This window comes from Pseudoalteromonas tunicata (assembly GCF_002310815.1).
In the GTDB taxonomy this organism is placed as follows: Bacteria; Pseudomonadota; Gammaproteobacteria; order Enterobacterales; family Alteromonadaceae; genus Pseudoalteromonas; species Pseudoalteromonas tunicata.
Window position 1 is genome coordinate 3,896,878 of sequence record NZ_CP011032.1, and the last position, 12,656, is coordinate 3,909,533.

Annotated in this window: 8 protein-coding genes; 2 read left to right on the top strand and 6 right to left on the bottom strand. The window is 39.1% G+C overall.

The window, feature by feature from the left end; translation table 11 throughout:
* Window positions 1-61 precede the first annotated feature (61 nt).
* Entirely contained in the window at window positions 62-229 is a 168-nt protein-coding gene (locus PTUN_RS21830; RefSeq protein ID WP_009838969.1) for a hypothetical protein, read from the bottom strand.
* Between the two features lie 167 nt (window positions 230-396).
* Window positions 397-2,526, bottom strand: a complete 2,130-nt coding sequence (locus tag PTUN_RS17645; protein WP_009838968.1) for a winged helix-turn-helix domain-containing protein — start codon at window positions 2,524-2,526, stop codon at window positions 397-399.
* A gap of 459 nt (window positions 2,527-2,985) precedes the next feature.
* On the opposite strand from PTUN_RS17645, the gene PTUN_RS17650 reads away from it, so the two are divergent.
* Together PTUN_RS17650 and PTUN_RS17655 are read left to right on the top strand one after the other, a co-directional pair.
* Window positions 2,986-3,666, top strand: coding sequence for a hypothetical protein (locus tag PTUN_RS17650; protein WP_040643987.1), 681 nt, complete (start codon window positions 2,986-2,988; stop codon window positions 3,664-3,666).
* Between the two features lie 108 nt (window positions 3,667-3,774).
* Window positions 3,775-4,311, top strand: coding sequence for a sugar O-acetyltransferase (locus PTUN_RS17655; RefSeq protein WP_009838966.1), 537 nt, complete (start codon window positions 3,775-3,777; stop codon window positions 4,309-4,311).
* Between the two features lie 108 nt (window positions 4,312-4,419).
* On the opposite strand, the gene PTUN_RS17660 is transcribed toward PTUN_RS17655, so the two are convergent.
* The 4 genes from PTUN_RS17660 to PTUN_RS17675 form a co-directional block, all read right to left on the bottom strand.
* Complete coding sequence (locus PTUN_RS17660; protein ID WP_162892530.1) at window positions 4,420-6,837, bottom strand: ABC transporter permease; 2,418 nt, start codon at window positions 6,835-6,837, stop codon at window positions 4,420-4,422.
* Between the two features lie 92 nt (window positions 6,838-6,929).
* Complete coding sequence (locus tag PTUN_RS17665) at window positions 6,930-9,359, bottom strand: FtsX-like permease family protein (protein ID WP_009838964.1); 2,430 nt, start codon at window positions 9,357-9,359, stop codon at window positions 6,930-6,932.
* A gap of 85 nt (window positions 9,360-9,444) precedes the next feature.
* The gene (locus PTUN_RS17670; RefSeq protein ID WP_009838963.1) at window positions 9,445-11,847 is read right to left on the bottom strand and encodes an ABC transporter permease; all 2,403 of its coding nucleotides are present in this window, start codon (window positions 11,845-11,847) and stop codon (window positions 9,445-9,447) included.
* A gap of 1 nt (window position 11,848) precedes the next feature.
* On the bottom strand, window positions 11,849-12,565 hold the full coding sequence (locus tag PTUN_RS17675; RefSeq protein ID WP_009838962.1) for an ABC transporter ATP-binding protein: 717 nt from the start codon (window positions 12,563-12,565) through the stop codon (window positions 11,849-11,851).
* Window positions 12,566-12,656 lie beyond the last annotated feature (91 nt).

Sequence of the window (12,656 nt, forward strand, 5' to 3'; positions counted from 1 at the left end):
CTAATTAAATGACCCCAGCTTTGACAAGGCAACATATTGCTATGCAGCCGATACTGAATAATTAGTTACTATTTGCTGAGTTAGCTTCAAGATCTTTATCACAACGAGCTGGTAGTAAGTAACATAATTCTTGCGGCTGAGGATCTGTCACAACTACAGGGTCACCAGTTACTGTTGATAAAGTTGATAAAATAGGAAGAAGTAATGTAAAAACAAGTTGATGTAGCATATTGATTTGCCTTCTTTTAAAGTGTTGTAAAAAGTAATGTAAAAAGTAATGTAAAAATTAATTCCTATGAACAATTTATTGGCAAACAAAGCTTTTAACAATAACTAACGCGTAACTAACATCAAACTTATCGATTATTTTATCAATTTGAAGGCAAAAACACTGATTCACCTGAATGGAATTTCTACTATTTCTGAAGTTACACTCTCAGATTTCGACATAAGAAAATTTAAATTATTAAGATCAATTGCAAATTCTGGCTTAACCTCATTGTAAATAAATTGCTGCACTTCCAACTCAGGCTGATTTAGATTACTTATATTTAATTGATGAAAAGTTGTATTTACTAAATCATGTGAGCTCCAATAAATATAATCCCCTCGAACTAACCATTGTGTATTTGGCTCTTTTGATAATGCGTGATTCAACGCTATCTTCTTATTTATTGATGGACTAAAAAAAGATAACTCACCTTTAGAATCTCCAATTATAAAGCTCTCACCGTACGGTCGAATATAACGTATATCCCTCAAGAACGGCTCAGTAGTTTTCTTAGCAATATTAAAAATATTTACATCCCATTGCTCATAATTCTGAGTAGAAAATAAAATACTTAGATTATCAGCTGAAAAAGTTGCGTCACCAATTAAATCATCACCGGAGGAGATATATTGAAGATCTATGTTACTGGGATCTAATAATGCAATTCTTCTGTTTATTCTAACTAAAATTTTTCCTTGCAATGGAGCAACATCTAAGACAGCCAAATTGTACTCAGTTGCAATCACAGAATCAAAACGATCAGCTTCCAAATCCAAGAAACCTAATTGTGTTACGTCATGATTTTTTAACAAAGCTAAAATTTTATCTCCAAAATAGTTCATTTGATAAATATCTTTTTTGAGGACTCGCTTCGTTTCTAACTCACCGAAAGGCAGTTTTTTTTCTATAAATAGCTTTTCTTTCAATCCTAAATTAATAGAAACTATTCTGTTTTTAATTGAATCAAGGCTGGCAAGTTTAACCCCATTGGCGAATTGGAGAGTTTCTTCACTTGTTGCAATATTTATTTTCAGTAGCTGGCCTCGACTCAAGATCAGCAAATTATTATTATCACCCCAGGCAACATCATAAACTCTAGCCGGATGTTGCCTGCGTATCACTACCTCTTTAGTTTTTAAATCAATAACGCGAATCTCATCACTATGACTTAAGCGATTCGTCCTTAATACCGCTAATTTTGAGCCATCAAACGATACATCACCTTTAATGTCTAAACTTTCAGCTTGAGAGGATGCAGTAATTGCAGTTACAGCTTTATTAACAACATCATACTCATAAATCAAAAAAGGTCCCTCGGTGGACTTTTTCGCAGCAAAAAAGACATTGTTCGATGTTCTGGCAGTAAATACATCGGATATCAAAAAATAGTTATCGACTAATATTTCAATCTCCCGATTCTCTCCGTCTAACTTAATTTGATTTAATGATGAATTAATTTTTGAAGTATCAGAAAAATATAAACTCTTATTATCGAATGAAAAAGCTATTGAGCTTGGTAGATGTGCATGGTGCGTTATCGGCCTAAAATCAAAATCAGATTGGTGTTTCACATAAATTTGAAAGCCCGACTCATCATGCACTTGACCTGAAAACGCGAGGTAACTACCGTCCGCTGATTGAGTTACAGCTATTTTATCGCCGGGTAAAGTATTGACCACTTGAGTTTGAACTATAGCAGGGAAAAACCACGATTTAGCTAGGTAACCAAATACACATATACATAACATTAAAAGGGACAAAAAGGTATACTTGAATTTTTTTGGCTTTTTAACAACGTGAACAAAATTACCAGCCAACTCTTCAGCTAAATCTTGATGTTCTTCAGGCTCTGTAGGTTCATTATAATTATTGGCTTCATTATGATCAGACAAATCCGTTATAGCTACTGCTGTACTCTCTACAGAGGATGATTCAGCAGCATCTTCAATATCATATTCAACCGGGCAGATCAGCTTATAGCCTCGCTTAGGTAAAGATTGAATATACGTTGGGTTTTTATGATCGTCGTTCATTAAGATGCGAATTTTACTAATGATACGACGGACCGCTGCATCAGAGACACACCGACCTTGCCAAATATTTTCGTGTAACTCAGTCATTGAGATATAACGGTTATGATGCTGGCAAAAGTATGTAAGCACATCAAATACTTTAGGTTCAAGTAGAACACGCTGGTCGTCACAGCTGAGCACCATCTCTTCTTCATCTAATTGATAGCGACCAATTTGAATCACTGACTACCCTTTTTATTATTTTGTCGAGCAATTAAGAACAGCTTTATATAGTAACTCAACCGCCTTTCATTTACTAACAACATCCTACATGGCCAAACAACATCTAAATCAATGAAAAATATAGAAGTTACACTTTAATTACAGACAAATTACACAGTCATTATTGTTCAAATTCAATACTGAGTTACCTTAAGATAACTTTTATGGCTGACAAACGTAAAGTGAAAGTTTTGAGTTTAAAAGACAACAAAAACAATCATATTAGGTTAAGCGGCATTAAAAGTACGATATAAGGCTATTGAGGCATGACAACTCCTTAATTTCATAGATTTCCCTAAGTTTGGCGTACATTTATCTTTTTTAGATTACGCCTTTTTTATTTTACTTGAGCATTCGATAACAACTTATTGAGCCCTTAAACGGACGAGTTAAGTATCAATAAATAGGAAGGTTAATATTATGTCTGTCACCAATATGCCGCAAAGATCTGCACATAGTTCGCAATATTCGTCTGAACAGATGGACCAAAACATGGACCAAATGATGAAAGTAAGAAGAGTTTTATTTGCGGTACCTATGATATTACTGTTTGCTTTAGTATTTTTGACTATAAAAACTTACATCACTGAACAAAATAATCAAATCAAGATGTCGGCAGACAATTATCAACCATTGGTTATTTCACAGCCCGCCAGAGTCACAAAACAACTTTTACCACCTGGTGGAAAAGTTGTAAAAAATCAGCCTTTACTCTCGTTAGAAGTGCTTTATGAACAAACTAAAAGCGCTGTTATTAACTTTAATTCACCTGAGGCGGGTTATTTTTTTCATGCTAAAACTAACAATAATGTAGTAAAAGCATACCAGCCTATTGGCTATTTATTAAAAAACTCAGATGCTAACGAATTCTCTTTTTTAATAAAAAATAAACCCGCTAACATGGGTTCAATTGGCGACCAAGTAAAAATCACCGTCGATGATAAAACTATTTTTGGTAAAGTTTCTATGGTTATAGGCTCATTTTCAAAACAAGAATGGCAAAAAATATTTATCAAGTTTAATAACGAGCAGTATTTATCGCTTCTTTCACCAGATGCAAAGATGTCCCTTGAACTAGTAGAAGAACAACTTACTAATTAACCAACTCGCTAGATTTTAACTATCGAGTGATGCCATTAAAGGCTTATTATTGGTTGCTACGTTGTTTTGCATTATCATCGGTCAACCATTCGCTTTTTAATTAAAACCATGCCAACCCTGATTGCGTTTAACAGTCTCAGCCCTGAACTCATTTCAGCGAGAAAAAGCAGCCACGAAGTGTGCCGAACTTTTGCTAAAAGCCCGAGTAAAGGTAATTTAAAACGTATTAAATCGCTTTTTGCCCAATGCGGCGAACATGTGATGATCGAGCCGCAGTTTCATTGCGACTACGGCAGCCACATAAGCATTGGTGATCGTACCTTCATTAATATCAACTGCACCGTACTAGATGCTCCCATCGCACAAGGAGCTGTCACTATAGGCGCAGATTGTTTAATTGGCCCAAATGTTCAGCTTTTAGCGGTTTCTCATGCTGTGAATCCTGCAGAACGACTCAAAAAAGAAAACTTTGCCGCACCGATAGTTATTGGCAATAACGTGTGGATTGGCGCTGGTGTGATTGTGTTAGCTGGCGTGACCATTGGTGATAATAGTGTGATTGGCGCAGGGTCTGTCGTCACAAAAAATGTCACGGCAAATACCTTAGTTGCCGGTAATCCAGCGGTAAAAATTAGAGATATTTAAACAGCTATATTGTAGGTCGTCATTTATGGTGACAAGAATACAAAAGGCCTCTAGGTAAACGAAAGGCCTTTGTTAAAAGATTGTAACTAACTTTACAAAACGACTTATCTACTCATCACGTAAGATTAGCGACGGCCTTGTGCTCGCGGCTTTAAAAGCAATAGTTGCTGCCGTAAGCCAAGTTATTACAGCAACAACCAATGCAGCCAAAACATAAACCCAGATAGGCTGTCCTATACGGTCGTTAAAACTGCTTAACCAGTTATCTGTTAACCAATAAGCTAGCGGTATACTTACGAGCAAACTCAATGACACGAGTTTTAAATAAGACACGCTCACGGCTGTTACTAACTGAGCGACTGTTGCCCCCAAAACTTTTTTAATCGCCAACTCTTTTTGCTGTGAAAGCACGGTTTGAGATACCAATACGGCAAGGCTAATAACGGTTAGCGATGCGCTCAAAATTAATAACCATTGTGATAACGTTCTTATCCTGTGCTCATTTTTATAATTTTTTGCATAATCATCGCTAAGCCTATTTACTTCGACATCAAGAATTGCAAAGCGCGACTTTAATAAACTGGGGATCTGTGTTTTTAAATCCGTAAATGAAGCGTTATCACTTAGCTTTATAACAATATTGCCATTACTATTAGGCAAATAATTTCGGCCTAGGTTGAAAGAAAGCGGTGTCATTTTATGTTTAGCCGAGCCAACTTTTACGTCAGCAACAACACCAACAACCGTGGCGCTTAAGTTAGCTTCTGCACTACTAAGCGTCATACCTATCACTTGTTGCATTGACTCATACCCCGCTAAATGCACCATAGACTCAGTGACAATTAACGCAGCGTGTTCAGAGCCATCCGCCTGCTTTTCAAACCAATCACTTTGAAAATCACGATTAAAGTCTCTACCCGCTAACAACTTAAGCCCCAATGTTTCAACCACATCAAAGCTTGTTACCACTGAGGGGGCAACTCCATCAACTACTTGACCATTTGGCCAAGTTAATTGCACACCGCCTCGCACTTGCTCAGTAAGGTTTATGTCAGTTGCACTGAGCGAAGCAACGCCAGGTAAATCGGCAATTGCTGATATTATGCGTGTATTATCTTTATCAAAAAGTTGTGTAGTTGGAATGTTTTTAACTATGAGTCTATTTTTGGTTTGATAGCCCACATCCATGTTAGCAACAAACTCAAGCTGCAACTGAGCAATAACAAATACAATAAATATGAAAGTGGCTAAACCTGCTTGAAAGCTCAGTATGCCTTTGACCAGTAACCCCAAATGATACTGATAATGTGTTCTTACCAATAGTTTTACATCAACATTTGCAACCACTAAGCCTGCATATACGCCATTAAATAAACCTATCACAAGGGTTATCAAAATGGCCATCAACACCATTGATTTGTTAAGCACAAACGAGATATGCGACTCAACGAGCTGATTAAAATAATCATGACTCAACTCCACAAATGCCAAAGATAACACTACAGCAAAGCCAGTAAGCACAATTGACTCAACTATAAATAGGAGAAACAATTGACCTCGACTGGCACCTATCGCCTTCTTAATCGCTATTTGCTTGGCAGCCTTGCCAACACTGACTAAATTAAAGTTGATAAAATTACAGGTTATTTGCAAAAAGATAATAAAAATAAGTCCGCAAGCAATGGCAACCGCAGTGATTGATCCAGGCGCTTTCATTTCATAAGTGGAGCGACCTTTTAAATAAATATCAGTGATATTTATTAATTTATATTGCACTGTTTTATGCTCTGCTGACTTTGTTGTTAAATATTGCTCAAACAACTTGTTTTCAAGCGCAGCAATATCTGTGTCGACTGCTGTTTTTATATAAACGTAACCATGGGGTTGTTTCTCAAGTATGGTTGGAAAAGCGGTCAATACGTCAAACGCAAAGTGAGTTTGCGCAGGTAAGTCTTTAAATACAGCGCCTATTGTGTAGTTTTGTTCATTTGCACTTAGCCGCTTACCTATCACATTAGTACCAGCAAACAGCCTGATAGCTTCAGATTCACTGATCGCGAGTTGATTAGGCGTATTCAACACCACATCTATATCACCACGCAGAACATCTAAGCTAATAAAGTGAGATAAGTTATTTGATGCAAAATATACGTTTTTTAGCTTCACTTTAGTGTCGCCATTGCTTGTGCCTACATGGCTTACTTCTGTATTAAAGTGGTGACCTACATACCCCATAAATTCAGCAGGTATTAAACCAAACACATCTTCAACATCAGTATCGTTTAGCAGTGCTTGCGCCACCGCTAAATCCCGCATCGGCATTAATGTATCGAAACCAAAACTTGTAAAGTCTACGTGTGCCCTATAAACCTGCTGTTTATCCGGCTGCTTACTATCATAAGAAAGTTCATACTGCACAAATAAAGCCAGCAATATTACTGCTGCTAACCCAGCACTATAACTAACAAAGTGGAGCCAAAATAATCGAGTCGCTTTTGTTGTTATTGAGATAATTAATTGTTCCAAAATGATCATCCTTTTCAGTTTGCTAATTGCTGCTAAAATTTAACTAGGTACTTTGGCAGCGTTAACATTTTCATCTAAAGCATCACTTTTTATTATTCATAACGTAAAGTAAGTGATGGTCGTGTACTGGCGACTTTGAAAGCAAGGCTTGCGACGGTCAGCCATGTGATGGCGGCAACAACCAAGGCAGCCATGCCATACACCCAAATACTTTGTATTATGTGTTCATGAAAACCTGATAACCAATCTGCCAGAGTGAAATAAGACACAGGCCACGCAATCAAACAGCCAAAAAACGTCAGCACTAAAAATTCTTTTGCTAAAGCATTAACAATACTGATGCGGCTTGCACCGAGCACTTTTCGAACAGCTACTTCTTTTTGCCTTTGTTTTACAATAAAACCCGTTAAACCAAACACACCTATTAAAATTAGAGTCATCGATATCAGGCTACCAATCTGCACTACTTCTGCCAAACGCTGCTGCTCTTGATATAGCGCTTGATAGTTATCTTCTAAAGAGGAAATCGCCACCGGCGCTATATTTAAACGCGCACGAATAAATTCGGCCAACGCTTTTTGGGTTGAGTGCGCACTTGGTTCTGCAACTTTCACAACCAGTGAATACCTGCCGCCAATACCTAAACCACAAACAAATACCACAGGTGCGCCTTGATAATTAACTGGGCCAACTTTTATGTCTTTAACCACACCAACAATAACGCCTGTAGCACGAGAAACGGGGCCTGCTGCAAACGTAACCTGTTGTGAAACAGCGCTTTGTGCATCCTTAAAACCAAGCACAGACAATGCAGATTCAGGCAAAATAATACTGACCTGATTGGTTTCTTTACTGTACCAATCTGATGCATGCTCAATCGAAAAATCTCGACCTGCAACAAGTTGTAAATCCAGTGCCGCAACCACATTACCGCTCACACCCGCCAAAGACATAGATAACGGATTACTCGGGTCTAGTTTGTCTTCAATAAAAATGCCGGCATTGGTTGATTGAGTAATATCAAAGTCTATTGCGGTACTGGCTATCACCTCTGGTATCTGTTGCAATGCGTCAAAAAAGGCAAATTGCTGCTCACCGTATAAGGTACTTGCGGGCATATCATCAATCACTAGTTGCTGCGATTTGCCATAATTAACCGGCAACGACTGCAAAAATGCTAACTGCTTCGCCAAGGTTATCGCGCCAATCAACAGGCTGATTGATAAGGTAATTTGTACCAACAACAATGCTTTTCTAATCCATACACCTTGCCGACCTTGTTTAAATGCACCACTTAAAATGGCTTTGGCATTAAAATTTGCCATGTAAAAACTCGGATAAATACCCGACACTACGCCAACCACAGTGGCCAACCCCATGACAGGCCAAATCACATCATGCCAACCGTTAAAGGCAATGGGCCGGCCTATTAATTGATTAAAAAAAGGAAACGCCAGCTCAACAAAAACACAAGCAACAACAAGTGCAAGCCAAGCTAACAAAACCGACTCACCCATAAATTGAGTGATTAGCTGCCTTTTACTTGCACCTAACGCTTTTTTCACCCCGACTTCTTTGGCTCTATTAGCGGCTTGCGCAACGGTAAAATTCACATAGTTCACACATGAAATAAGCAGCAGTAACCCACTCATCAGCGCACAAATCATCACCGAACTCATTGCGCCACCTACTTTCATGTCTTGCGCAAAATTTGGCCCTAAATGAATATCCTCAATAGCTTGCAAACGGTAGTAAATGTTTTTCCATTGCCAAATTTGGTTAAATACTTCAGTAACCTGGGCCGCGATTTTGCCCTTGTCAGCCCCTGCAGACAAAGCAACATAGGTGTGTGCAACATTGCCACCAATATGTTGATAGGGCGCAAAACTCATTAAAGATTCAAAATAAAAATGACTATTGATGGGTAAATCTTCAAATACGGCCGCCACGGTAATCAATCGATTGTTATGCTGTAATCGAATGGTTTTACCTATAATATTTTTAAAATCAGTAGTATAAACTCTCTTTTCAGTATCAATATCTGAACCAAATAAGCGCAACACCTCGCTGCGAGATAGCGCAATTTTTTCAGGAGCGTTTAACGCATCCTGTAAGTTACCCGCCAGAACATTGATATTGACCAACTGCGTAATATTAGGGGTGACCGCGACATTTGCGAGCAGCTGAAACGCATTTTGCCCAACTAATACTTTATCGTCGCTAGCCATCTGCGTTTTAAACACATAAAACACATCGTCAACACCTGCAATATTAGCTAGCTGTTGATACGCTCTCGGCGTTGTTAAAATGTATTCATTGTTATTTTCTTGAGCATGCATCACTAACCGATAATGGTTATTTACATTGGGCTGATTGCGCTCAAACGAAAGCTCATTGCGAATAAACAACCCCATCAGAATGACAATCGCCATTCCTAAGCTCAAACCCATAACGCTTAAAGAAAAATGCAATTTGTGCTGAGCAAATGAGCGAATAGTTGTAATAAAACTAAGACTAAACATCACATAACCCTAATATTAAGTGAGTAACCACCTTACAAGCGATATTGAGTCGCTTTATAAGGTGACTTTGAGTATCACAATGTTATTACTCATATCGCAAAATTAAAGACGGGCGAGTACTGGCGGCTTTAAAAGCAAGGCTTGCGACTGTCAGCCATGTGATGACGGCAACGGCAACGGCAGCTAAGGCATACACCCAAAAAGCTTGCTCAACACGCTCATTAAAATTCGCCAGCCAATCGCCCACCAGCCAATACGTTAACGGGTAAGCAATCGCGATACTCACCGCAACCAACAACAAGAACTCTTTGGCGAGCAGGTTAACTATGCTAAAACGTGATGCGCCCAACACTTTGCGAATACCCACTTCTTTTTGGCGACGAAGCGTAGAGAAAGACGCTAAACCAAAAGTACCTACGCAGGCTAAAAACACAGCTAAACCTGAAAATAACGTCACAAATTGAGTTGCACGTTCGTCATTACGATAAAGCGCACGGTAGTTATCAGCCATCATTTCAATTTTTGGATCATAGATATCAAGGGCTTCGGCCAAAATAGTGGTAAGCTGCGACTTCACATTCAGCATTTTTGCTAAATCCATATTTACGATGATTCTGCCAGTCCAACTGCTGGTGTAACCACAAATGAAGATAGTAGAAGGTTGCGACTCTCTGACACTGCCCACTTTGACATCTTTGACCACACCCACAATAGTGATTGTTAACTCTTGGCCATAACCTGTATCTGTGCGCCATACGCTGCCAATTGCATCGTCCGCTGTTGCATAACCCGCTTGTTTAGCTAAAGATTCAGTTAAAATTGCAGCAGCCGTTGCTTGGGTATCACTCACTTTAGTAAACCAATCTGAGCCCATTTTTGCACTAAAATCACGCCCGGCTATCAGTGATAAATCTAATGTGCTGACTGCATCATTACCTACACCAATAAATGGCAGAGTTTGCTTGGTAAACTTGCCGTTATTGGCAGTGAATGTACGTGATGAGTTATAAGCGCCAGTTAATGAAATATCGATAACACTCGCTTGTTTAACACCGTCAATAGCATTAATGCGATCTAATAGAGCATTGTTTTGATTGTAAAAAATATCGCTTGCATCAATATCACTCACCATAAGTTTACCCTCTTTGGCATAACCTACAGGAAGTGACTGTAAATAGGCTAGCTGCTGTTGTAGCAATAGGGCAGCAATGATCAACGCCACAGATAACGCAGACTGCAATACCAATAAACTTTTGCGTACTACAATTGCTGTGCGGCCTCGCTGCAAATCACCACTTAGTACTCGTTTGGCACTAAACGAAGACATAAACATGGCGGGGTAAATTCCTGCCAGTAAGCCTACTAACAAAGTAACCATCGCAATAGCACCACCCAAAGCAGAGCTATAATTTAAGCTTAATTGGCGATCAACCAACTGATTAAACGCAGGGGTTAATAACTCAACCAACATACATGCGATCAGTGCGGCTATCACCGTTATCAGTAATGACTCCACTAAAAACTGACCGATAATTTGTGCTTTACTTGCGCCTAGTGCTTTGCGCACCCCCACTTCTTTTGCCCGTTTTGCTGACTGGGCAATACTCATATTGATGAAGTTAAAAGCAGCTAACACCACTAATAAAATACTTAAACCAATACAAATACGCAGTGTTGACAATGAACCATTCATTTTCATTTCAAAGTTAGAGCTGGCGGTTAAATGCAGTGCAGTTAATGGATGCAGTGACAATTGGATCGAGTCAAAACCTGACCCCGCATACACCATTTCGATGTAACGTTGTTCAATTGTTGTTGCAAGTGCCGCAACGTCTGTACTGGGCACTACGCGAATATAGGTATAACCATTATTATTTTGATAATTCTTGTTCGCTTTAGGCTCTTGAATTAAAGCTTGAAAGAAAAAATGGGTATTTTCAGGCAAATCAGCAAATACAGCCCCCACTTGCCAGCGTTTTTTTCCTTGTACTAAGGTTTCACCAACAATATCAGTACGACCAAAAATACGAATTGCATACTGCTCACTCAGCGCAATCATGTTAGGTGTTGCAAGCACCTTAGCTAAATCTCCTGCAACAATTTCAATATTCATAAATTCAGTGACATTACTACGTGCTGCAAGCACATTTTCGAGCTTATAACCCACGCCATCACGCACAAACTCAGAACCAGGCGGAACGAGGTCTAACGACAAAACATCCTCAATAGCGGCCATGTCTTTAAAAGAGTACATCACATCTTTATTGACTACAGGGGCGCCCATACCTAAAGATGGAAAGTTTTGATAAACCCGATAAACCCGATCTGCATTAGGTTGCTGCTCATCATACGATGCTTCGTTAAAAGCAAACATCGCCACTAAAATGGCCGCCGCCAACCCTACGCTTAAACTCATTACATTGAGTAAAAAGTGTTGTTTTTGCTGCTTAAATGCCCGCAGTGCGGTAATTAAATAATTAGCTATCATGTTAAGCCACCTCAGCCTGAGTGTTTAACTGTTGGTCTTGTTGCGTATTGGCTTTATCCACCATCACTTGGCCATCTAATAAGCGCACTAAACGGTCGGCATAGGCACCTTCTTTTTCCGAGTGCGTGACCATAATGACCGTAGTGCCTTCTCGATTGAGCTCGCGCAGCATCGCCATCACTTCATCACCATTTTTTGAATCTAAATTACCGGTTGGCTCATCGGCTAAAATTAATTTCGGGTTGATCACCAAGGCACGAGCCACCGCAACACGCTGTTGTTGACCGCCTGAAAGCTGCTGGGGTAAATGCTCGGCACGGTGGTCGATGCCCACACGCTTTAAAATCGCTTCCACACGTTGTTTACGCTCACTTTTTGAAATTTTTTGATATTGCAGTGGCAGCTCAACGTTTTGATAAACAGTCAGTTCATCAATTAAGTTAAAGCTTTGAAAAACAAAACCAATGGAGGCTTTACGTAGTTCAGCCAGTTGTTTTTCGTTATAACCGGCAATGTCGGTGCCCGCAAACTCAAAGCTACCCGCTGAAGGTGAATCGAGCATGCCTAAAATAGATAATAGCGTAGATTTACCACAGCCTGAGGGGCCCATAATGGCGAGAAACTCACCTTGGTTAACGGTTAAATTAATATTATTCAGCGCGGTTGTTTCAATGTCTTGAGTACGAAATACACGACTTAGGTTAGTGAGCTTTATCATGGTTAGTCTTCCTTAATTCTGTTTTAAATTCTCTTTAATGCTTGGCTTAATTCTTGATTTTATTCTTGATTTAACTTTTATTTAGTACTGC

Bases quoted from the DNA above. Each gene is read 5' to 3' on its own strand.
- PTUN_RS17650 (WP_040643987.1), top strand. From the start codon at position 2,986: ATGTCTGTCACCAATATGCCGCAAAGATCTGCACATAGTTCGCAATAT.
- PTUN_RS17670 (WP_009838963.1), bottom strand. From the start codon at position 11,847: ATGATAGCTAATTATTTAATTACCGCACTGCGGGCATTTAAGCAGCAA.
- PTUN_RS17655 (WP_009838966.1), top strand. From the start codon at position 3,775: ATGCCAACCCTGATTGCGTTTAACAGTCTCAGCCCTGAACTCATTTCA.
- PTUN_RS17665 (WP_009838964.1), bottom strand. From the start codon at position 9,359: ATGTTTAGTCTTAGTTTTATTACAACTATTCGCTCATTTGCTCAGCAC.
- PTUN_RS21830 (WP_009838969.1), bottom strand. From the start codon at position 229: ATGCTACATCAACTTGTTTTTACATTACTTCTTCCTATTTTATCAACT.
- PTUN_RS17675 (WP_009838962.1), bottom strand. From the start codon at position 12,565: ATGATAAAGCTCACTAACCTAAGTCGTGTATTTCGTACTCAAGACATT.